We start from the raw sequence: 20,479 nt of genomic DNA, 5'->3' as shown, positions 1-20,479 counted from the left end.
CACCTTGAAACAACACCACAACCCCACCCTTACCTACCAGCGCTTCCTGCTCGCGGTAGCGACGCGCGTCATCGATCATTGTCTTGGCGTCCATCGTCGTGTTCTCCGATACGTCTCAATCAACCTTGACGACTTCTAGATCGTACTCGGCCATCCAATCGGCTCCGGCGCCGCCATCGCTCGTAACAACCCCGTTATCCAGCTGATTGCGGATTTGTTCCTCGAATTCTTCGATGGACTCGCACTCCATTGCTTCGAGGTCCGCGTCCGACACTTCAATCCTGATAAGCATTTCTCGCTTCCTTCGCCGGCGCGGCCGGCTGTCGTTTTGAGTCGGACGACTCACGGTTGCCGCCATGAGCGGCAACGATCAGGCGTCCAGGAATATATCTATGCGTTAGTGTTACGCGTCCGACCCGACCAAAACGCCGCCGCGTGTACCGAGTGCGGCGTACAAGGGCGAAACTTCGCGCCCATCACTTCCTCTGCAAAGTCGTACATCGCGGTTGCGATACCGGCTCTGCGATAAGCCTTTTTGACCGCCACGTCACCGCCAAGAAGCCAATCGCTTTTCCGAACGACGACCAGATACCCTACGAGCATTTCGCCTTGTGTCGCCGACACGGTGATTGAAGCGTCCTCAGACCAGAACGTCAGGTCGCAACCCGCTGACGTGCCCGACGCTAGAGGCGTAGGCACCTCGGCACGAACTTTGTCCAGCCTGCTTTGCAGAACTACCCATCGTCCGTCAACGTCAGTCGGTGAAACTGCGCCACCGGTAGAGTCGATCTTGGTCAAGTCCATCGAGCAATTTTCCGTTATCTATGTGGCACCTTGTTCACGCCGAGTCGGTAATTGTTGTCGATCCGCCGCCTCGCCCAGTCGATGCAGCGCTCGCAAGCTGGCCATCGATGGACTCGTTTTCCGTGGGTTCAGAAGTCTTCATGGATGAGCGGATGTGGCGGCACGACCATGAAGGGTTTGCCGAGCGAAACCGCCTGCTTGATCGTTCGAAGGATTACTTCGTCGGGAGTGTCCGGGCCGATCGTGACGACCCCTTCGCCGGCAGCAAATTTCTCCGCGACGATCGCCTTGAGATCCGCCAACACGTATTTTCTAGCGTCTTCGTCGCTCACGACCCGAAGGCTTTGCTGCTCCGCCCATTGCGACGGAAATTCCGGTGGCTCACCGTGATTGCTCATCGTTTTACTCCAGTTCTCCTAGCCTTCCAGCGCCGTGCGACAAGCAGGGCACTGCCGTCCACGCTGCTCGCGAAGTGCATCCTCTGCATGTTCCATCGATGCCTGTCGATACCGCGCCTACGAGAATTCGGGCGGATCGAGCGGCCATACGTGCGGTTCACGTGCGCTCACTAAAGCCTTGATCTCTTCAGCAGTCGCCGCCTGAGCGTTAGCCTCGTGGCCCGTCTATTTCCGTCGTGTTAGGCGTGCTGGCGTTGACGGAACGCCGTGACCGCCAGCAACAACAATGTTATCCCGCCCCAACGGATGCCAAACCAAAGCGCAGCGTCCGCACGCTTCGACACCAGCATGACCAGCAACACCGATAGTCCAAGGACTGCAAAGCTCAGACAGTCTTTCCAGCGCGGTAGCCGCTCGGTGTGCCGAGCAAATTTCGTTGCCTTACCCATGTGTTCGCCGAATCTTCCGTGGGTTATCGGGCAGCCTTGCGACGCGCGCTCCAACTCGTGGCAATAAGAAAGCCGACAGCAAGAACAAGTAAAGGGACGCCGATCATTACCCCGGCACCTGCCAGCTTGAGCGACCAAAGCGGCGCAGGGAAGATTCCCGAGCCAAGAATGAAACCGCCGCCGGTCAAGATGGCGGCCGATACAGCAATCCGCTTCGCGGACCTTTTCAGTGGTTCGAGCATGTCTGAAATTCCAATCGGCTACCGGCCGGTGCGGGGCATTCACTTACAAAACGGTTTTCCAGTGCCGTGCGTGGCGGCGATTTTTCCCGTGTATCAGTTCGACGCCGGCGACGCGGCCAGTTTGGGGGCGGCGGCGTTGGGGCGTCCAACCGCAGGGCAGAAGGCGCCGTGATTGACCACGTCATCACGAACCTGCGTACCGCAGCCAACGCACTTTTGCGCATGTCCGATATCGGACATCCGGCACGGCTCCGTCTTACCCCCCCTACAAGCACGCCTCTCGATCGTGATCGCTTTCCTAGTCGTGCCAGTCCCAGCGATGTGTCATGAACGTCAGCCATGCGCAGAATATCGCGATGCCAGGCGCGACCGCGATCGCAGGACCAACGATGATTGCGCCCCACGGCATCGACTCTGCGCCCTCGACCGATGCCAGTTTGGCAACCGCGCAAACAACCACCGCCACAGGTGCTAGCCAACACCAGACCCCGACTGTCAAAGACAGCCACCGCTGCTCAAACGTCCGATTGTCTTCTTCGTCCATGACCGATCCTATTTTCCTAGGGTTCAACCGGGTTTCACGGCATCACGTTTGTTCATGTCGGCGGTAAGCTGCCTCATGTAATCCTCACCACTGACCACCTCGAAGCCTTGATTTCCGCTTTCGTCACTCTCGTAGAATTCTCTAAGCGACTTCAGCAGCGGATCATAGAACGTGGTTTCAAAAGTGTGGATGACCTCACCAGTCTCCACTTCTGCAACCTTCGAACAGTCCATGCATCGGCACTCAACCGGCAACCGTAAAAACTCAGCAAGCGGAACCGATCTAACTTGCGCGTTCGAGCGTGACGTGTAGCGGCAACTCCAACGGCCAACTCTTTCCGATGCAAGATGAATGCGCTTCGTCTTTCGTTGGGGCTTCAACGGCAGGCTCATGTGTTCTCCGTATTTTCCGGTTTCCGTGCAGCTGATTACCGACTGCCGCTACTGAGGAACGCGATGGCGAAACCGAAGAGTGTCCCGATCGCAGCAGCGGAAAGTGCACCACCAGTCCTCGGCTCGTCGCGCCGCTTACGCAGCTCGAGCCGGCGGCTGCGGGCCGATGTGACTCTCTCCCTCCGTGCATCTTCCGCCCATGCAGCGGCAACTTCCGCGCAATACTGCTGAAGTCCGACCGCTATAACGCGTGCGATCACATACAAGCAACGCGACACTAAGAAGGCAATCATGACCCACGCCGCAACGCCGTAGAGATAATAGAAGGCTTGGCCAAGCCAGCCGAGTACGAGTACGACTGGCGACGGATCCCCGTTCGACAGAGAGGGAAAGAGCAGGTCCGCAATAGCGATCGCCTGGTCGACCAACGGCGCTCCAACCTTCCCCTTGCAGAAACGAACAGCCTGCCAAAGCAACGTCAGGGCAACGGCGAACCCTATCACATGCACCGCCGCAGCCACGTACCCTCTGGTTTTCATCACGTTTTCCTTTGCAATCTACTGATCAAGTCGGCCATCGACGACGCCCGATCGATTTCACCGCTGCGACCGCTAAAGCACCTCGTTCGTTTCGAGCTTTCGAGCCAGGGCGTGCGAGGGCATCAAGGACCGCAGCTCGATCTGCCTCCCAAATTTCAGTGGCATTGAATTCGGAATCGAGCAGAACCATCAACACAGCGTCCCACTCCTTTCCTGGTTGTATCGAGCCGAGCTGCTGACTGGACTTGCTGCCGCTCGGGAGGCATCTCCCTTTGATTTGCAGCATCCGCAAATTTCCGTCGACGATCTCTGTCGCATCATAGCCGGCTTGCCTCGCGGGAGTGAGTGAAACACCGAGAAGACGAGCGGCCTCATATTCCGCCACTTCTCCGGTAATCCCGAGCGGCTTCCCCGTTAGTTTGTAGTAGTCTCGAGCAACTAGCTTCGCTTGTGCCAACAAAGTCAAAACCGCGTGGTTCTCATCCATACTACCCTCTCCGTGAGCGCAATTTCTGCGTGCCTACACACCACCAGTTTCGATTACTGGACTCCCACAACGCCACGACGCTAACCGAGCGAATCGCCCACTAGGTGTCAGTCAGTCAGCGACTCTCGGTTCTCCGTTTTGCGCGTTGGCGCCCCCGAATGCCGCGTCTGAAAGTCGCTTTCGAGCCGGCCCATCAACGTCCTGAAGAACAAGAGCCAGCGGTCGACCCTGCGGGAATCGGTGAGCGTCTTCCACTACCGACGAATCGCTGCAACTTTTCCCACGCCTCCAGATATCGAGACCTGGAAACTGTAGCGAGCTGCTCGTCGTGTAAGACAAGAATGCGTTCGACGCCTTCCTGCTCCGCAGATAGCAGCATGCAAGTCCCGCCGCTCTCCATCCGCCCTATACACGCATCAAGCGCGCATTCGGCATTCCGATAGGGCTCCAACTCGGCGCTGTCGGCCGAACCGCTGCGCATGTAAAACGCAAGGTACACGACTCTCAGCAGGCAACAAACCTGATCCAAATTTCCCCGTCCTGACCGAATCGCTGCTAGTGCGAGGTGATTCTCCAGCGAGAGCGAACGCACCTTTTCCGTCGACAACGGTAGTAGCATCGACTTCGTTCTCGGTAAGGGTGTGCGGCGGCTTGTCGGTTGCTTCTTCACAAATCGTGTATCCGAATTCCAGGTTGATGAAGGGTGTATAGCGGTTGGCGACATATGTCGGGCCGCCACTATTCTATCGACCGCGATCGTGAAAATTGCGTTGGCCGATCCCGACCACGTCCTCATCTTCACTGCGGCGCCGGCAATACACTGCTTGCTGATATAGCGAACGCGAATGAGCGCGTGCCCGGCGAGCACGAGCGCACGCAATTGGTGAGCTTTACGCCAGTCATTTGAATCCGCAGCCGATCCATCGATCTGTAGCGAAATTGGTCGACGTTCGTTACTTCAAGCAGACCGCAAAGTCTATGGCGATGGCTGGACTACAGCAGTACCGCGGTCATCGTCTGAATCGGTCACCTTGCTTGCGGCAGTGCCGCAACCTAGGAGAATCCCACCAAGCAATACGAGTAAGTGCCCTTCAGCGAAATCAAGCAATAGCGAATTCGCAAGGCTGCCGATAGCGAAAATTGCTAGCCACGCCAACAACAAGTGGCGCGATCGCGGATCCAGTTTTCGGCAACCGCGAGCAATCTGAACGATGAGGTTCAGGAAGAGCAGTACTCCGACCGCGCCCAGTTGGACAGCCATCAGCAGGTACTCATTGTGCGGGTTCTTTGTCAAAGCTGCTTCAACCGCTGTCTTGCCTTGACCAAGCCTCGAGAACTCATATTCAAGTCCCGCAGCACCGTAGCCAATCAGCGGCCGAGCGCGAAAGAGTTCGAGGCTCTTCTTGTACCATTCAAGGCGCAGCCCGGACGACGTCACCGCGTCAGACTGCCGATACTCTCGAACCTCAGCCGCGACCTCGACGAGTCGTCCTCCATGCATCGTGCACGCGATCGCTACAAGTACTGCTGCAAGCGTCAACAGCGAACCAGCCAACAGTCCCGCCCTCAGAGGCGATCGACGATACTGCGCGAGCACCAGGCGCACAACCACAACGAACACAAGCAACAGCGCGATGATTTGGCCAGTACGCCCCTGCAACATAACGAATACGTTTAGCAGAGAAAGGCCTGCAATCGCCGCAAGTGACACTCGCCACCGCAGGGTGGACGCCGCCAAAGCGAGATCGGCCGCGTGGTAGAACAACAGCGCTCCGAACATCCCTGCTGCGATGTGATTCTTGAACACCCACGCCCGGGAAACCGGTAGAGCAGAAGCATGTGCTGGGCCAATCGCGGTCAACCCTAGGTAGTTTGTCGTTGACAACAGCAATATCACGCAGAGCGTTGCGAACCAGGCGCGACTGACAATCGACTCCCATCCTGACGAGCGGAATGCGATGACCGCAAAAGGTAGGAGAAGCAGCTTTTCGTACTTGCCAACCCAGCTCCACGCCTGCTCGCGAGGCGCAATCGAGTAGGTAATACTGAGCATAAGGGCACCAAGCAGCAGTAGCGCCGCGAGCGACGCGCCGTTGGTCACTGACAACCGGAGATTGCCCCAAAACTCGGGGGATGCAATCAAAGCAACCGCGAAGAGTGCACAGAACACATTGGTTAGCGCGGTTGAGACCGGGACCATACACAGCGCGGTCACGGCACACGCGCGCGCCACAGTCAGGCGCCGGGAGACAGGAAACGAGAGCGGAAGCATCAAGTGAATATGCAGTTGGGCTGTTGCAGCTATCGATGCGTCGACGCGGACGTAACGATCTGCAGAGAGGCCGAAGTATACGCGATGCAATTCCCACCACTAGGAGCGCTGACCACGTCAACGCATGCACGGAATTGCTGTATGTGTGGCAGCCAACGATCTTTCACGCTGCGTCGTTCAGCAGGTCGTCCGGCACATCAAAGAACCCTTGCATACCGCGGAAAGGGATGGGATCCGCGAGGACCATTGAATCAGCGACTCGCCACGCAAACCTTCCCGGCCTGAAGTCCCCAAACCCGTGGTGGTTCTCCGCGCTTTCTGCCGCCAGACTCTCCGACAGGATCACGGACCCCAAAATGCAACCACGCGGCATTTCTCTGCAGTTCCGGAATCCGGCACCCAGAATTGCGCTCACATAGGCCTCCATTTGTTCGTCGAGCTGGCTGCCGGACATCCGATCGAGGACGTACTGACCAATCTCAAAAAGGTCACCGTCCGCCTTCGCAGCGTGAATGGCGACTCGCTGGCCGATCAAGGCTTTCGGCACAGGCCAGCTACGGGTTTCGAAGGGCTTCGCTCCGAGGAGGAGCAGCGACGCATGGGGTTGCCAAATCGAGATCGCTTTCAAGAATGCTCCCTATCAACTAAGTCCACCCTCCTATACCACTGGCCGGTCGCACCGTCATATCGCTCGCAACGTAGCGACGCCCAGAATCCACTCTGTAGCTCTCGGTACCTACCGTGCCGATCAAACAGGGCAAGACACGCAGAAGGGTCTTCGACAGATAGTTTGGCGAACGCCTCCCACCTGGGGCCCTGCTCCTCGGAAGCGACGAGCGGAAGCCTTCCCTCCCACTCCAAGTGGTCGAGTACTTCAACGAGTGAGTAGCCTTCCGCGGGGTGCGGGCTATCAATACCGAGTGTATCGACGAACTCGAAATCCCGGCCGACAATCCGCTTAAAGAGCGTCCGCGCTAGGCTGCGCGTGATGCCGCTGTATTCTTCGAGAGCCTCTGCCCCTGGCACTCGTAGCCAGACCCTCGCCTCCCACGCCGACTCACCATAGTCGCCAGTCACTTCTCGTGACCCGCCCACCGTTATGACCCAATCTGAGTAACACAGCTGGCTACCGCGACATAGCGCGTCGTAAATGGCCATCGGTGTGAGGTGCATAACGGAAATTCGCCTGTTGCGGTCGAAAGCTGCTCTGTATGCCTCCTGACATTCCAGCGACTCCCAGATTGGATTGTCCCGTACGTCCACGCCTGCTTCACGCGCTGCGCGCCCCAACTCCTCCATATCAGTGGCAAGCGCCTCAAGGTGACTGACTGCCGGCGCCTCCAACCGTCCGTCACGCGTCCAGCTAATCCTCCACAGCGCAGACCGACAGGCCAGATCAAGAAGGGTCGCTCTTGTCGGCGCGATCGGCTTTCTCGACATCACGTCACCTGTTTAGTTAGCGGCGGGGACAACGAGGTCTCCGTTCGGACGACGCACCAGCGTCACCTGCAAGCCGTCACGTTCGCCGTGCTCGATGCGCCAAGTTTCATCTGCCAATCCGCCGCGGGCCCCCACCTGGACACGAACACTGTCTGAGCTCGGCGCGACAACAACACATCCGGTTGTCGGCCGCAGGTCACCATCCGGACGTCCGCCAATCCAGAAATTGACTGAAGGGTTCGAATCCGTTGGGCAGCGGTCGTGTCCAGAGACCACCACCGCTCGGCCATCGATCTGCACCTTGTACCCGGGTGGGATAACAATGTTCGGGCTCCGTTCAGCAGCCATAAATTGGCGGGAGAGTTCGCGGGAGCAGGTCCATGCAATAGCCAAGCCGACGACGATGACAGTGAGGACAGCAGCGACGTGCCGAGCTTTCACCTCAAGCCTTCCGGCCGCCTGGATGTACGGATGTCTCATGTGAAATTGAATGGATGATTGAGGTCTCGCCTGGGTACCGCGACCGCGCGTGGTCGAAAAGAGAGATGAGCGTGCCCGGCGTCCTTGAGGAGCATGGACGAACGGCGCCATGAATCAAGCTCTTGGCGCCGCACGCATTAAGATGCAACTCGCTGCATATCCACGAGTTTGATCGGCACAAACAGAACGTAGCCAGTTTTCGAAGCAAAGCCTGGGACGGACCAACCAACCGGCACCCGGAAGAAAGCGAACGAGTTGCCTTGGACGCCCACCACGTCGCCAGACTCCTTACGACCCGACACCTTTTCCAAGTCCGCCGGAGTCATCGCAGCCACCTGCTCATTCTCAGGCTGCCACTTGCCATCCTTGTACTCGGAAATGGTGTAATGCTCGCCATTCTTTTCCACCTTGAAGAACGGCTTAACGACGTCGCCGTCCTTAACACCCCAGGAGCCGACAAGCGGATCGCTCGAGGCGGCACGGTCGCCGCAAGCCGCAAGCGTCAACGCGAAGAGGACTGCAGCAAAGTACTTGAACATGATCATCCTTGAAAGATTGAGCGCAGGCGGAATACAAACGCGGATGCATGCTGACCGCGCCAACCCCGCGCAATGCATTAGTCACCCAATAAGGAATTTATCCCGGTTCCTCACGTTTGCAAGCCATAGGGGAGCGCGCCCACGTCCCGACCATTCCTGGCCTGTTTTCGGATTTCGATACTTCGGCGGGAGTGTGACTTTTGCTTTTGGCTTCTTGCGCCGGCCGCCGAAGATGTCTTCAGGAGTCAGCTGGTACTCGTGGACTTTCTCGCGGATCTCAGCGATCACAGTCTGGAGTTCTGCCTGTCGAAGTTCCTCGGCCTGCTTTTCGAGCGCATGAATTTGCGCCTTCAGGCCTTTATATGTTTGCGTGGTCATAGGCACCTAAGTCGATTGAGAATTCACGGGTTCACAGAAGCCCGGACACGCAGTTTAGAAAAAAAGACGGATCCTTGGCCAGAGAGATGAGCCGTTCTTTGCAAAGAGGCGGCTATCCTCCGCACCACAAATCTCCAACTCAGTCACCGCGACTCCTGAGCGATCAGCAAGCCACCTCACGCCAGGCTGATCTACACCACGCCGGCCAGTATCCGAAATCCGGCCTTCCGGAAAAACCATCACCTGACCGCCGCGCTTCAATTCCGTGAGTAAGCACCGCATGCCGAACGGCGCCGTCGAATCGACAGGGATGATTTTCCCGTACCCTAGCCAAGAGACAGTCCGAATCACCCACGTTCCCGGCCCGGTTCCGCGCGAATACTCGGTGTCTACGGCAAAGCTGAGTCGGACCGGCGACGCGAGTGCGATGATCACCCCGTCTAGCATCGACACGTGATTGCAGACGAGGATGCACGCCCTACCCGAGTTCAGTACTTCCGAGGTCTTCCTTTGATAGATAACTCGAACGCGCAGCATTCGCAGCAAGACCAGCCTCAACGCACTGCGCAACGTTACTTTGAAGTCGAAGGGCTTCATGCGATCACCACTGAGGTACAAATCCGGTATCGGGACCAGTTGAGGGAACGGGCGAACAGAAGGTCGGCGGATCCCTTCCCTCAGTAGTGCTGCCGTGGCGCGAGGTCACGGAAAAGTCATCGTCAGCACCGATCTCGGTGGCTGGATCGACGAATCTCGCCATTGGAGCGACGGGGACGCAACTCGCGGGGAGACCTAGATAGCCCGCAGCCACAAAGAGGACACGACGAGCGGCGTCTAGTCGCTTACGGGTTGTGCAAATGGAAGGAGGTGTCGATTGAGAGTCCATGCCCTCCTATACGACATTGACGGCGAAGGTTTCACCCCCTCCGCGCAAAAAAAATCAAAACTACAAAATACGTATCAAACAATACAGATCTAGAAATATCCGCACCAAGGCGTGAGGCAGGCGAAAAATTGGCTTCCGGGCGCCAAATAATCTACGCAAGCCCGTGAAACAATCAGCCTATAAAGTCCGATTTTCGTCGGAAAACGGCGCCACGACGGGCTCGGCTGCAAGAATTATTTTTTGGCGATTGTTTCACGGCACCAAGGTTGGTGTACCCTCGCCCCGACGTCTTGGCGGCAAGTGCGCGCCCACCGGGCGCGTACTTGGGGTTAGTAAGCAGCTGTCCGTATATTAACTGCCGCCGTCAGCCGGCTCTTGCATTCGGCCGGAACAAATCCGGGTGCTCCTCGGCCAAGCGCCGGCGAAGCGCCATCGCCGCACCGTCAGCGCAGCCGAGAAATGCGCGGATCGCCGGCAGCGTCGCCTTGGTCTGACCCGCACGAATCGCCTCAGCAAGATCAGCAAGATCCACGGCAGCCTCACCCTGCAACTCATCGATGGCGGAGACCGCAGCAGGCTCTGTGATCTCGTCCACTGCTCGACTGGCCATCGCGGCGCCGCGACCAGACAGCAGCGGCTCGTTCGCGGCCGCTCTTACAATCACCTCCGGCCGCGACGGGAGTTCCACCGCCCGGCGCGGAACCGCGTCGAGAGTCCGCCCCTGGCTATACTGCCGGGCATCGCCATGACGCTGCGATCTCGCCACCGACGCCCATGAGATCACCGCAACCGCGTCGACGAGCCAACCAAGTAGGATGGCAACGACCAGGCTTACCTGGTCCGCCCCAAGCCGAACAGCCGATGCCAATTTCGCTACAAATGGATCTTGTCGAGCCTCGTCCTGTGCCCTCTGGTGCCGGTCTACAGCGGCCGCGCGAGCATCTAATGCCCTCTCAGCTCGGATGGCCTCCCCGTCTTCAATCTTGAGCGCCTCAAGACGAGCTGCAAGAGCAGTGCGGCGTGCACTCGCGGCCCCACAATCCGTAGTACACCGCCGGGCATCAAGGAGCGCCAACCAGCGCCGCGTAGCCGCAACGTCCGTCGCAATTTGAGTCCTACTGCGTGTTACGGGGACATTCGGGAGCGACGCCCCAGCGCTCGTTTGCGCAACCGCGAAAGCCCGTTGCTCGCCCACCCTCCCCTGCGCGTTCAGAAAGAAGGTTGCGTGGGTATAGCCTGTGGCAAGCAAAGCACCGAGCCAGATCGGCAAGACCGCGCACTTGACCGCAACGCCAGCCCCCTTGCTCAGGGCCGGCAATAAGTGCGCCGCGAGAAGGATTACGACGCCTGTTGCCACCCAGACTCCCTTTTCGGCGGTCGTCGAGCCTCGCTCCGCACCGGCAATAGCCGTGATGAAAAGCGAGGTAACCGTCGCAGCGACTCCGAGACATATGCTGATCAACCTGCTACTCGATGCACGTCGGTCAGTCGGTAATTTCAGATCCAGTTGTGCCATTTTGGTTTTCTGCAGTTTCCGCTGGAGAGCAACATTGAGGGCGCTTATCGTTGACGGCTCATTGTCTGCATAAGGTGGCGTACGGCCTGAACAAGGCCCTCCAATTCTTCACCACTTTCGCCCTGAACATCGACCACGAGACCTCCCACGTGCTCACTCAGGACCGCCCGAATTTTCCCGCCGGGCCAGACAAACTCCTCACCCGACGACGTCGCATTCCCTGTCACCCCCCCCTCTGCACCAGCGAAGGCCCCATGCACTGCGTGCCCATTCAATTGCGGGGGAGTCGGACCTGGCCGTTGACGGGCTCGCCGGGTCGCCGCCGCTGCGCCGCCCTCGCGGCGTGAAGTCTTATACGCGGAACGGTACTCGACCACTTTCCGCACCGACATTTCCCGCCGCACGATTAGCTCGATAAGACTCAGGGTGGTTTCTACGTCACCGTCGACATCTTGGTAGAACTTCGAAACCTCGTACGCTATCCGCACCGGAAACCGCTCTTGGTTTTCCAGCATCTCTCGCATAACGTCTTCGGGAAGCTTGCCGATCGCGAGGGTCTGCGAAACGATGGACTCGTCTTGCCCAAGGGTCTCCGCAAGCTCTTTCTGGCTGGAAAAATGCTTGTTTTCCAGCAGATATGTCCACTTCACCGCATTGTCGAATGGCGATTGGTTCTCGCGGCGCGTGTTGAGTTCGTAACCAAGCTTGTAGCTTTGGATTCCAACCGGCACATCGACAACTATCGCCTTTGCTTTTGCGTGGCGCAGTGTGCGTAGTGCTCGCTCGCGGCGCCCACCATCGTGAAGAAAGAATTGGCCCGGATTCTCATAGTCGGGAACCACGTGAATTGGCTGCTGCTGGCCGTTCTCAGCGATGCTTGCTACAAGGTCTTCGAGACGTCGGGGCAAATAGAAGTGCCGGGGGTTGAACGGCGAAGGCTTTATCTGACTGAGATTCACCTCGATCGTTGCGCCCGGGGTGTAGCGGTTTTCAATGCACCAGCGCTGGTACTCGACACTCCACTCTGTATCGTCCGGCATTTGGATGGGCCCGAGTTCATCGCGCCCCGACAGCGCCGGCCGCGGTGTCGGTGACGCTGCAAGATCCTCGGCCCTGGCGAATCGATCGCGGAGCGCAAGCGGTGCCTCGATGGCACTCACCGACTCAGGCCCAGGAGTCTGCGCGCTCCGGTTCATTGACTCTTTCATCTTCGCAGCAAGCGGGTTTTTCGACATCTTTCCTCCTCGTCAGGCCTTTGCCTTCTTCTGCGCACGGAACTGATCGCCGACACCAAGCAGTTCCACGACTTCAGCGGTAAGCTCCGCCACTTCCTTTGCTGCAGGCCGGAACGATCGGACCTTCGCGAACGCCGTAGCACCAATTGCAAAAGCTTGGGGATAGCACTCCCGCATACGAATGTTCGTCTTGAACAACGGGTAGCCCTTTTCCACAATCGCGTCGTGGCAAAGGGTGTAGAGCATTCGTCGCTCGTCCGCCACTTGGTTCAGGAGGTACGAGAATTTGATATCCGGGTGGTCGTCTTGCTGAACCCTGCGGATTTGATTGATCAGCACTTCGGTTGCACCAAAGTCCATCGTGTTTGGACGCAGCGGGATTACGACAAGATCGCAGATGATCAACATCTGGGTCACTCTCACGTCGACCTGCGGGCGCCCGTCGATGATGATGAAGTCGTACGCCGCCATGAGCTTCTTGATCTCTGCCGGCGCTTTGTCAGTTGCCGCAGCGAGGTTGCTGTACGGAAACGGAATTTCGTCCCCGTTGTTAAACCAACTAACGATCGTATTCTGCGGGTCGATGTCAATGACCATGACGCGGGCGCCAAGTTGGTCGAGGCCGGCAGCGATGTTCATCGCCGTCATCGTCTTCCCGCTCCCCCCCTTCTGATTTGTCACAAAGATCACTTTGGCTTCCGAGCCATTCGCATCAATAGAACTCATCCGTTCCTCGCTGAAACACTGATGGGAAAGTTTGCTTGAACAAACTCAATGCCGAACTTAGGCGCCGCCTCCAGGCGCGAAGCCACCGCAACCTCTAAGTTGAAAACCCAATTCGACGAATTGGATAAGATAATAGGTTTCAACCCGGCGAGTTGCAAGCCTATCTGGATCTTTTTCGCGCTCCGGCGCGGAAGGGGACTTTGCTTGAACAAACTCTTCATCCCGCTACCGTCGATCCCCACCAAGGGTGCCCAGTCCGGGCTCGAATGGGGCGTCATGGCAGCCCGCTACTCCGCCCACTGACAACCGCCCCCTCGGAAGATTCGTTCAAGGCGCCTTTGCGCTCGAGTTTGCTTGAACAAACTCCGGCAGAAGCCTAGGGGGAGGGCGACCGATCCGCCGCCGTCCCCTTGGGCTCCTGGTGCGATCTACCCTCCGCCCTACCAATAAGCGAGCGCAAAATTCCCCCGAGAGTGTCCGCCGGGGCCTTCCTTTGTTCAAACAAACAGCCCCTAGACGGCACGAGCCCCTTCCTCTGCCATTGGGAAACACGACGGATCCGGCAACGCCCGCCCGCCCTCGCCTCCTTCATTAAAAGGGTCACATCAATCGAGCGCGGTTTGCTCGAACAAACTTCGTTCGATTCAGGAGATCTCTAGAGCTTATGACGCAGTCGAAATCCGAAAGTGGATGTTCGGCCATGGGCTCGCCTCAATCACCTAATTGAATACTCACAACGGTAAGCAACGACAGATCTAACACCCGCGTTCGGCGAGTTTGTTCAAGCAAAGATCCCAGGACGCCATTCTCATTCCAAACAGCACACTCGACGATCTCTTCGAAGCGACTGCCTGATCGACGATCCTTGGCCAAGTTTGTTCAAACAAATTTGACCGCCCCAGCTAACTTCGGCGAAGGGCGATGTCGAGACAGTCATTGCAGCGCACTGTTTTCGCGGAAGCACGGAAATGGCGGGCCTCGAGACCGGCCAAGAGTTTGTTCGAACAAAGTATGGACGGCAAGGGGAGCGCGGAAAGGCGAGGAGGGCAGGGGAGGGCGGAAAGAGCCGGAAGGGGACGAAAAGAAACTGGGCGGGTAAGGCGCTACCCAGCCCTCAACAGATTCAATCGGTGTTAAAAAAGCGACCCAACTTATAGAGTTGGCTATCCGACGATCGCGCGGCGACCATTGCTGTATTTGGAGCTTGACAGCCGGCGTAGCGAAATCTTAGGGTCACCAGAGGTCTGCTCGGCCAAAACGAGCATCAAGGTCTTCTCTTACCGTTGCGAGAATTTTTTCGACAACCAAGCAGTAAACCCGGTGCGCTCGGCCAGGATTCGGAATTTACCCGTATCAGGGTTATAAGAGGTGACCGCTCCCCCCTCTCTCGCATACTCCACAACGTAAGATGCCCTTTCGGCATCGCTGAGCGCGGCCAACTTAGCGCGAACTTCATTGAGCCGCTCCTCATCACCGGAGGACGAGGCAGCGTGGCCCGCCGCAGCCGGAGAGGCATTCTCTTGTGGCAAAGGAATCTCAGCATCCCCAAGGAACACTTTCCGAACGTAACCTGCTGGGCTCGACTTGATAAGCTTTTGTGACACCTTCTTGTCGGTGTAATTCGCAGCCGCCAACGCACGCTCAGGATCCTGCTGAATCCACGTGGCCGCGAGAGACTGTCCAACACCCAACGCGGTCAATTTTCGGAACGCCTCTGTCGACTTGATCCGCTCAAGCTCAGCGTCGTTACTCACTCCTCCTCGAGCTCCGCCGCCCTTCTCCTCGATCAAAAACTTGATTTCAACGACCCGTCGGTTCTCGCGGCGGTACTCCGCCGTAAGTTGGATGTCCATATTTTTGTTGACGTCGATAATGGACTTCTTGATCACCTGGTCATTGAAGTGCTTGAACTCATCATACGTGCTGGCATCAGCGCCCAAGAGCATTCGCCACTTCTGCACGGAGATCCACCCTGTTGAGCCCACCGAGCGGAACCGAACACAGTTCTCGTAAAGAGCCAACGCGTATGCACCCGAAACCTTTCTTTGCAGATGAAGGTTGATCGTCGTGTAGATCTCTGGATCCGCAAGCTTTTCCGCAAGGAAACTACTGAATTCGTAGTGGCATTGACCTGACTTGATCGCGGCATAGGCAAGTAGCGGAGCCGCTTCCCAGTCGCCAGTTTCAGCGAGGAGGTCGTACTCCAACACCTTCTTCATGATGCCCGTCAGCGCGTCCTTCAGGTCACCAACGTTCTTCGAATTGAACCCGATCATATCGGCCAGGATATTCACCGGTATCACGTGGCGCCGTTGGCTTAGCAACGTATCGAACGCGTTCGCAAGGAACACGTTGAACATCTTCCGCTCGAGGAAAGAGAGCTGCCCGCTCGTATGAATCGCAGCAACGTGCTTGCGGAGTTCGCTTGGGATTGGAGCTAGTGGATGTGAGTTCTTCGAGGACACAATGATCTCCATTCGTTGCCGAGATTCTAAAGCCAAACGTCATGTAGGCGCTGAACCAAACCCTGACCTTTGGCTTTTTGGCCACATCCAGACCCACAAACCCTGACCTTCCAAACTTGCACGAACGAAGCTTCATTTCCACCATGGGGCTGAAAGGTCAGGTTTTACGGGGAGGCTTTCGCATCGCCCAACCCAGCCCCAAGCAGAACCTTGAGAACACGACTGGCCCCCACAAAGAACGACCTCTCGCAACTCATTCAGTCGATCGCCCCCACAAACCATGACCTATGGGCCAACCGCTCACAACATACCCCCATAAACCATGACCTTACTTCCTCACGAAAGCGGGAGCAGGATCAATGAAGTAGGGCACTGACGCCGTCCCGGACGTAACAGAAATGTCGGCTTGCCTCCCCAGAACGCCCCACAAACAATGACCTTTGAAAGCGAGAACCGGCCATCCAATTCCAGCATGTCAACAACGAAAGGTCGGGTTTTGTGGGCATGGATTCGGCACTCCCCCCCGTAAACAACGACCTTTGAGCCGGGAATGGGCCACTCCTACGGCGCCCACCCCATAAACCATGACCTTTGGCCATTCCCGCCGCCCGCTTGCTGCCCAAACCCCACCTGCACACTAAAAATGTCCCGGAAAACTGGCCTCCAGCCTTGTCCAGAGCCGATCTCCGGGCGAGCTCGCCCACAAACCATGACCTATCGATCTCGTCTAATGCCGGTGATGACAGTATCCAAGGCTGCACGAGGTACTGCGCCCCCACATATCCTGACCTTTCGGTGCCCAAGGGGCAGAGGGCGGGAGAAAAGTCATGGTTTTCGGGGGATATTCGACCTGCGGAGTAGCAAAAATCCGGCTTATACGCTAGTGGGCGCTCACTCAATGAGCAATTTATGCCGAATCAGAGCCCCCGAACTTGACGTCGGGGAGCCTTGCCCGCCCCCCATAAACACTGACCTCGGCCCCCGCAAAGTACGACCTCCCCTCTGGAACAGCGGAAAATCTCGTTACGCAACAAGACGTTACGCCCGGAAGTCAAACCTGTGGATTAATTCCCATAGACCCTGACTTTTCCCATAGACCATGACCTATTTCAGCGAAAGGCCCCGTTAACCCTTACCTATGACCCCATAAACCCTGACCCAATCGCTCGGAAAGCCTTGCTACATAAGGCTCCGGGATCCGTAAACGGTTTATAGGTGTATACGAAAGTTAACAACAACAGCGTTGTTGTTACTGAGAGATGTCTTCACACAGAAAAAACACGCCCCCGGAACGGACCCGCTCCCCGGCGAACCCGAAAACCCGCATTCTTCGGCACACAATCGCACCGCTCACTCGAAGCACCCCTGATACGGTGCGTTCGCCTCCGGCAACCCCCTCCCATCGCTCCATCCCATTCTCGGCTCAAACGAAGCCACCCGAAAACCTGTGACGAACGAATGAGAAACCTCCGCAAAAACAAGGTCGTCCAAACACCGACTTTCACAGTCTCCGCCAACCAAGGAGCTCCCACCGTACTGACGTCGCCGCCGCAAGAACAAAAACTAACCGTATCCATTGGCCATTTCGGTCAGGTCCCGCCGGGCAGATTCATACCATCCCGTCATGGACTTTTCTCTACGCCCCTCATCGGACCTCCTGCGCAGGATCGAAGCAGAGACTGGCCTTCTTACCCGAATCCGGAGTTCATCTGAGGCGAAGCCGGAGGTATTCGAGAACTATTGGCAGCCCCTGATTGATGCCGTCGCGGACTACGTCCAGGAATGCCCCCTCGAGCAAATCTGCTTCTCTGAGCCCGGCGGGCTCCTTCGATACGCGCTGATGTCCGGTTATTACGCGCTCCAGATTGGGAACCAGCAGTTCTTCACCGGAAAGCACGGGGCGGAGCAACGGCGCCTCCTGGTTCCTCAGTACCGGTTCGCGGTCTTTTACTCGACGCTCGCCGGCATTCCAGCGCTCATGCACTCCCGCCTCATCGTCCGTGCTGGCGGAAAGACATGGACCCCGTTTCACTCGCAGCCGGCACTCTGCAACTGGGTCCGCGCCCAGCAGACCAGCAAGTTCACCATTGAATGGCGGCTCGAGGAGTTGAAAGTCAGCCCGTCCAATGCTGTCGCATGGGCTGCCGACGTCGTGGGTATTGGAACGTGGCAGAACCTCGCTGAAGAAGTTGCTTTGCTTGCCCACGACGCTATTCATCGAATCGAGTCAACAACCGGGGAATCTCCCGTCACGACCTGTGTCCGCCAGGCCTATCGAACCGCGAGGGAATTTGAAACCCGAGCTATGACCGGCCGGTATCAGAAGACGACGCCACCGGATGGCGTGACCCCAGCCACTATCCAAAGCTTTGGCGAGCAGCTCGTGGCAAAGCCAACGGCTCCCTCAATCGCCGTACCGAAACCGGCGGACGCCGCAAACGCACCGCCGGCAACGCCCGTCGACTCACCTGTTAACCCGACTGCCAATGTCGAGCAGGGTGCTAGCGCCGCGGCCATCGAAAAGGCGCCCCCGGAACCGTTGCCGACGAAGCCTGCCGAATCAGTGTCTTCGTACCCGCCCATCGTCCTCGATATCTTCAAGGCCATCTGTGCACAAGAGGACTACGAACACCTCAAAAAGTCTTGCAACGAGACGGAGTCCGGGATCGTGGTACCGGTCACCATCTTTGCAAAGCACGGTCTGCCGTCATCAAAGGTCCTCCAGATCCTCGCGGATAACAAGCTTTTGGTCCAGATCTCCGACAGTCGCCGAAGCGCCATCCTGACAAAAGCTGCGCGCGGACTTCTTTTTCCGAGTACGCCGTGATGAAGACCTTTTTTTTCAAGCAGAAGCCGGCATACGAGATCCCAGCTGCGGTGGCTTGGTGCGCCGGCGGAGCCGTACTGATCATCAGTTGGGTGTTCGGGCCAATGCCGCTTGAATGGGCCGCATTCGGTGTGCTGTTTTTTTTCCTTGCGGGCCAACGTTGGCTCCAGGCCGCTGATCTTTTCCGCTTCCGCCTATCTCTCAGTGGATATCGCGTCGAGGAGATCACTGTCGACGAACTGATGGAACGCTCCCGAGAGATGTCGAGCGCCAGCAAGCTCTACATCGGGAACGGATTCGAGTGGGATCAAGAGCAAGCAGAAATCAGTAAGCACCTCTTGCGCAGAGGAAAGGCAAACATCCCACCACTTCCTAATTGGCTCCCCAACCGGATAGTCGAATCGATGAAGCCAGCGGGTTGGAAGCCCGTCGACGACAGCAAGATCGGGGTACCGTGGATACATGGGATCAATCCCGACGAGCATCCGATCGGGGCGGGGATGGAAACCCTAACCGGTCATACGCTCGTTACCGGAACGACTCGCGCTGGAAAAACAAAGTTCTACGAAATGTTGCTAACGCAACTTGTCCATATGGGGAAGACGATCATCTTCGTCGATCCAAAAGGCGACAAGGATATCGAGAACCGATTGCGAGACGAGTGCGCCCGAACTGGCCGGAGGTTCTACTACTTCCACCCAGCTCACCCATCGCGGTCAATTCGCCTAAGCATTCTTGCGAACTGGAACAACATTTCAGACCTCGCCTCTCGGATTGCCGAACAAGTCGACGCAAACGGATCGTTTCAGGCCTTCGCGTGGAAGACGCTGTACGGCATTATCCGCGGCGAACTGATGGACGGTCGAAATCCGACGATCCGCTCAGTGAAGCGATGGGCTCAAGTTGGCGTGGAAGACCTTCTCGAGTCGATTTTGCGTAAGTGGTTCCACGAACACGCTAGCTCAACATGGGAGCAGGACGCAAAGAGCCACGCCAACAAAAACGATCCGTCGGCAATTCTTGCTTGGATATCGCTCTATACGAGGATTTGCCAGGATCAGGAGATCCCGTTTGACGAGACGATTGACGCCCTGTGCGCAATGGTCAAGCACTCGAAAGAGCACTACTCGAAGATGATTCAGGTTCTTGAGCCGCTCTTGGAAATGCTCGGCTCGGAAGAAGTCGGCCGTATGCTTTCGCCCGACCCAACCGACGTCTTCGACGAGCGCGACATTATGGACACGCGGAAGATCATTGCAGAGGGTGCGGTGCTCTATGTGGGTCTAGATTCCCTGTCCAACACAACAATCGGATCCGCTATCGGCTCGATCATTCTTGCTGACCTCGCATCGGTTTGTGGTGCGATCTACAACTTCGAGGGAAAGAACGATGTCCACTTGTTCGTTGACGAGGCGTCGGAGGCACTGAATGCCCAGCTGATCCAGATTCTGAACAAGGGGGGCGGGGCCGGAATGCAGTGCTACATCGCAACCCAAACCATTTCCGATTTTATTGCTCGGATGGGGAGTAGGGACAAGGCAATGCAGGTACTTGGAAACCTCAACAACGTTATCACTCTTCGTCTGAAAGACTACGAAACCGCCAAGTGGGTCGCGCAGTCGTTTGGCCAGACCGGATTCCGTGAGGAATCCAGGTCGGTCAACTCGGGGCGAAACAGTACAAGCCACCCAACGGACTTTTCGGGATCCGGTTCGCGAAGCATGAGTGTGAAGGACATTGCCCTCGTGTCCGAGGATTTACTAACCCGGCTACCGCCGATGAACTACTTCGCTTTCATTGGGGGAAGTTGGCTGTACAAGGGGCGCGTGCCAATCATAAGCCGCTGAATCGGCGGAGGAG

Annotated in this window: 24 protein-coding genes; 3 read left to right on the top strand and 21 right to left on the bottom strand. The window is 57.3% G+C overall.

Features of this window, described 5'->3' with window-relative positions; genetic code table 11:
• Positions 1-115: 115 nt before the first annotated feature.
• From LXE91_RS40705 to LXE91_RS40690, 4 genes are all read right to left on the bottom strand, one after another.
• A complete protein-coding gene (locus LXE91_RS40705) occupies positions 116-292 on the bottom strand; it encodes a hypothetical protein (RefSeq protein WP_158077532.1) in 177 nt (58 codons plus the stop codon).
• Between the two features lie 98 nt (positions 293-390).
• Positions 391-804, bottom strand: coding sequence for a GNAT family N-acetyltransferase (locus tag LXE91_RS40700; RefSeq protein ID WP_135370899.1), 414 nt, complete (start codon positions 802-804; stop codon positions 391-393).
• A 128-nt stretch (positions 805-932) separates the two neighbouring features.
• On the bottom strand, positions 933-1,202 hold the full coding sequence (locus LXE91_RS40695; protein ID WP_220497474.1) for a hypothetical protein: 270 nt from the start codon (positions 1,200-1,202) through the stop codon (positions 933-935).
• Between the two features lie 239 nt (positions 1,203-1,441).
• On the bottom strand, positions 1,442-1,651 hold the full coding sequence (locus LXE91_RS40690; RefSeq protein ID WP_046543879.1) for a hypothetical protein: 210 nt from the start codon (positions 1,649-1,651) through the stop codon (positions 1,442-1,444).
• Positions 1,652-1,819: 168 nt separating this feature from the next.
• Here LXE91_RS40690 and LXE91_RS40685 point away from each other — a divergent pair, with 168 nt between their 5' ends.
• Entirely contained in the window at positions 1,820-2,065 is a 246-nt protein-coding gene (locus LXE91_RS40685; protein WP_046543878.1) for a hypothetical protein, read from the top strand.
• Between the two features lie 126 nt (positions 2,066-2,191).
• Here LXE91_RS40685 and LXE91_RS40680 read toward each other — a convergent pair whose 3' ends face one another.
• From LXE91_RS40680 to LXE91_RS40600, 17 genes are all read right to left on the bottom strand, one after another.
• The gene (locus LXE91_RS40680) at positions 2,192-2,437 is read right to left on the bottom strand and encodes a hypothetical protein (RefSeq protein ID WP_046543877.1); all 246 of its coding nucleotides are present in this window, start codon (positions 2,435-2,437) and stop codon (positions 2,192-2,194) included.
• Positions 2,438-2,460: 23 nt separating this feature from the next.
• Positions 2,461-2,829, bottom strand: a complete 369-nt coding sequence (locus LXE91_RS40675; RefSeq protein WP_135370898.1) for a hypothetical protein — start codon at positions 2,827-2,829, stop codon at positions 2,461-2,463.
• Between the two features lie 35 nt (positions 2,830-2,864).
• On the bottom strand, positions 2,865-3,368 hold the full coding sequence (locus LXE91_RS40670; RefSeq protein ID WP_046543875.1) for a hypothetical protein: 504 nt from the start codon (positions 3,366-3,368) through the stop codon (positions 2,865-2,867).
• Between the two features lie 25 nt (positions 3,369-3,393).
• Positions 3,394-3,855 carry a hypothetical protein gene (locus tag LXE91_RS40665; RefSeq protein ID WP_076841548.1) on the bottom strand — a complete coding sequence of 154 codons (462 nt, stop codon included), beginning with the start codon at positions 3,853-3,855 and terminating at the stop codon, positions 3,394-3,396.
• Between the two features lie 193 nt (positions 3,856-4,048).
• A complete protein-coding gene (locus tag LXE91_RS40660; protein ID WP_076841546.1) occupies positions 4,049-4,474 on the bottom strand; it encodes a hypothetical protein in 426 nt (141 codons plus the stop codon).
• Positions 4,475-4,831: 357 nt separating this feature from the next.
• Positions 4,832-6,127 (bottom strand): O-antigen ligase family protein, encoded by a 1,296-nt coding sequence (locus LXE91_RS40655; protein ID WP_046543874.1) that lies wholly within the window; start codon positions 6,125-6,127, stop codon positions 4,832-4,834.
• A 163-nt stretch (positions 6,128-6,290) separates the two neighbouring features.
• Complete coding sequence (locus tag LXE91_RS40650; RefSeq protein ID WP_046543873.1) at positions 6,291-6,755, bottom strand: ASCH domain-containing protein; 465 nt, start codon at positions 6,753-6,755, stop codon at positions 6,291-6,293.
• Positions 6,752-7,567, bottom strand: a complete 816-nt coding sequence (locus LXE91_RS40645; RefSeq protein ID WP_135370897.1) for a hypothetical protein — start codon at positions 7,565-7,567, stop codon at positions 6,752-6,754. The genes LXE91_RS40650 and LXE91_RS40645 overlap by 4 nt, the downstream gene beginning before the upstream one ends.
• Before the next feature lie 12 nt (positions 7,568-7,579).
• Positions 7,580-8,047: a hypothetical protein gene (locus LXE91_RS40640; protein WP_135370896.1), complete on the bottom strand. Its 468-nt coding sequence runs from the start codon at positions 8,045-8,047 to the stop codon at positions 7,580-7,582.
• Positions 8,048-8,184: 137 nt separating this feature from the next.
• Complete coding sequence (locus LXE91_RS40635; protein ID WP_046543871.1) at positions 8,185-8,586, bottom strand: hypothetical protein; 402 nt, start codon at positions 8,584-8,586, stop codon at positions 8,185-8,187.
• Between the two features lie 81 nt (positions 8,587-8,667).
• Positions 8,668-8,964, bottom strand: a complete 297-nt coding sequence (locus tag LXE91_RS40630) for an H-NS histone family protein (RefSeq protein ID WP_076841544.1) — start codon at positions 8,962-8,964, stop codon at positions 8,668-8,670.
• 54 nt (positions 8,965-9,018) lie between these two features.
• Positions 9,019-9,561 carry a 1-acyl-sn-glycerol-3-phosphate acyltransferase gene (locus LXE91_RS40625; protein ID WP_046543870.1) on the bottom strand — a complete coding sequence of 181 codons (543 nt, stop codon included), beginning with the start codon at positions 9,559-9,561 and terminating at the stop codon, positions 9,019-9,021.
• A gap of 653 nt (positions 9,562-10,214) precedes the next feature.
• A complete protein-coding gene (locus LXE91_RS40620; protein WP_135370895.1) occupies positions 10,215-10,538 on the bottom strand; it encodes a hypothetical protein in 324 nt (107 codons plus the stop codon).
• Positions 10,539-11,410: 872 nt separating this feature from the next.
• Positions 11,411-12,601: a ParB/RepB/Spo0J family partition protein gene (locus LXE91_RS40615; RefSeq protein WP_052760133.1), complete on the bottom strand. Its 1,191-nt coding sequence runs from the start codon at positions 12,599-12,601 to the stop codon at positions 11,411-11,413.
• Positions 12,602-12,613: 12 nt separating this feature from the next.
• A complete protein-coding gene (locus LXE91_RS40610; RefSeq protein ID WP_046543869.1) occupies positions 12,614-13,327 on the bottom strand; it encodes a ParA family protein in 714 nt (237 codons plus the stop codon).
• Positions 13,324-13,605: a hypothetical protein gene (locus LXE91_RS40605; protein WP_135370894.1), complete on the bottom strand. Its 282-nt coding sequence runs from the start codon at positions 13,603-13,605 to the stop codon at positions 13,324-13,326. Before LXE91_RS40605 ends, LXE91_RS40610 begins: the two co-directional genes overlap by 4 nt.
• A 999-nt stretch (positions 13,606-14,604) precedes the next feature.
• Positions 14,605-15,687 carry a replication initiation protein gene (locus LXE91_RS40600; RefSeq protein WP_232036323.1) on the bottom strand — a complete coding sequence of 361 codons (1,083 nt, stop codon included), beginning with the start codon at positions 15,685-15,687 and terminating at the stop codon, positions 14,605-14,607.
• A gap of 1,729 nt (positions 15,688-17,416) precedes the next feature.
• On the opposite strand from LXE91_RS40600, the gene LXE91_RS40595 reads away from it, so the two are divergent.
• Together LXE91_RS40595 and traD are read left to right on the top strand one after the other, a co-directional pair.
• Positions 17,417-18,619, top strand: coding sequence for a TraI domain-containing protein (locus LXE91_RS40595; RefSeq protein WP_046543866.1), 1,203 nt, complete (start codon positions 17,417-17,419; stop codon positions 18,617-18,619).
• Positions 18,619-20,466, top strand: coding sequence for a conjugative transfer system coupling protein TraD (gene traD, locus LXE91_RS40590; protein ID WP_278068196.1), 1,848 nt, complete (start codon positions 18,619-18,621; stop codon positions 20,464-20,466). Before LXE91_RS40595 ends, traD begins: the two co-directional genes overlap by 1 nt.
• Positions 20,467-20,479 lie beyond the last annotated feature (13 nt).

Source organism: Burkholderia contaminans (assembly GCF_029633825.1).
In the GTDB taxonomy this organism is placed as follows: domain Bacteria; phylum Pseudomonadota; class Gammaproteobacteria; order Burkholderiales; family Burkholderiaceae; genus Burkholderia; species Burkholderia contaminans.
The sequence above is the reverse complement of the archived record's forward strand: the minus strand, read 5'-3'. Positions and strand labels throughout refer to the sequence as shown.

Bases quoted from the DNA above. Each gene is read 5' to 3' on its own strand.
- LXE91_RS40705 (WP_158077532.1), bottom strand. From the start codon at position 292: ATGCTTATCAGGATTGAAGTGTCGGACGCGGACCTCGAAGCAATGGAG.
- LXE91_RS40700 (WP_135370899.1), bottom strand. From the start codon at position 804: ATGGACTTGACCAAGATCGACTCTACCGGTGGCGCAGTTTCACCGACT.
- LXE91_RS40695 (WP_220497474.1), bottom strand. From the start codon at position 1,202: ATGAGCAATCACGGTGAGCCACCGGAATTTCCGTCGCAATGGGCGGAG.
- LXE91_RS40690 (WP_046543879.1), bottom strand. From the start codon at position 1,651: ATGGGTAAGGCAACGAAATTTGCTCGGCACACCGAGCGGCTACCGCGC.
- LXE91_RS40685 (WP_046543878.1), top strand. From the start codon at position 1,820: ATGAAACCGCCGCCGGTCAAGATGGCGGCCGATACAGCAATCCGCTTC.
- LXE91_RS40680 (WP_046543877.1), bottom strand. From the start codon at position 2,437: ATGGACGAAGAAGACAATCGGACGTTTGAGCAGCGGTGGCTGTCTTTG.
- LXE91_RS40675 (WP_135370898.1), bottom strand. From the start codon at position 2,829: ATGAGCCTGCCGTTGAAGCCCCAACGAAAGACGAAGCGCATTCATCTT.
- LXE91_RS40670 (WP_046543875.1), bottom strand. From the start codon at position 3,368: ATGAAAACCAGAGGGTACGTGGCTGCGGCGGTGCATGTGATAGGGTTC.
- LXE91_RS40665 (WP_076841548.1), bottom strand. From the start codon at position 3,855: ATGGATGAGAACCACGCGGTTTTGACTTTGTTGGCACAAGCGAAGCTA.
- LXE91_RS40660 (WP_076841546.1), bottom strand. From the start codon at position 4,474: ATGCTACTACCGTTGTCGACGGAAAAGGTGCGTTCGCTCTCGCTGGAG.
- LXE91_RS40655 (WP_046543874.1), bottom strand. From the start codon at position 6,127: ATGCTTCCGCTCTCGTTTCCTGTCTCCCGGCGCCTGACTGTGGCGCGC.
- LXE91_RS40645 (WP_135370897.1), bottom strand. From the start codon at position 7,567: ATGTCGAGAAAGCCGATCGCGCCGACAAGAGCGACCCTTCTTGATCTG.
- LXE91_RS40640 (WP_135370896.1), bottom strand. From the start codon at position 8,047: ATGAGACATCCGTACATCCAGGCGGCCGGAAGGCTTGAGGTGAAAGCT.
- LXE91_RS40635 (WP_046543871.1), bottom strand. From the start codon at position 8,586: ATGTTCAAGTACTTTGCTGCAGTCCTCTTCGCGTTGACGCTTGCGGCT.
- LXE91_RS40630 (WP_076841544.1), bottom strand. From the start codon at position 8,964: ATGACCACGCAAACATATAAAGGCCTGAAGGCGCAAATTCATGCGCTC.
- LXE91_RS40625 (WP_046543870.1), bottom strand. From the start codon at position 9,561: ATGAAGCCCTTCGACTTCAAAGTAACGTTGCGCAGTGCGTTGAGGCTG.
- LXE91_RS40615 (WP_052760133.1), bottom strand. From the start codon at position 12,601: ATGTCGAAAAACCCGCTTGCTGCGAAGATGAAAGAGTCAATGAACCGG.
- LXE91_RS40610 (WP_046543869.1), bottom strand. From the start codon at position 13,327: ATGAGTTCTATTGATGCGAATGGCTCGGAAGCCAAAGTGATCTTTGTG.
- LXE91_RS40605 (WP_135370894.1), bottom strand. From the start codon at position 13,605: ATGACGCCCCATTCGAGCCCGGACTGGGCACCCTTGGTGGGGATCGAC.
- LXE91_RS40600 (WP_232036323.1), bottom strand. From the start codon at position 15,687: ATGTTCAACGTGTTCCTTGCGAACGCGTTCGATACGTTGCTAAGCCAA.
- LXE91_RS40595 (WP_046543866.1), top strand. From the start codon at position 17,417: ATGGACTTTTCTCTACGCCCCTCATCGGACCTCCTGCGCAGGATCGAA.
- traD (WP_278068196.1), top strand. From the start codon at position 18,619: ATGAAGACCTTTTTTTTCAAGCAGAAGCCGGCATACGAGATCCCAGCT.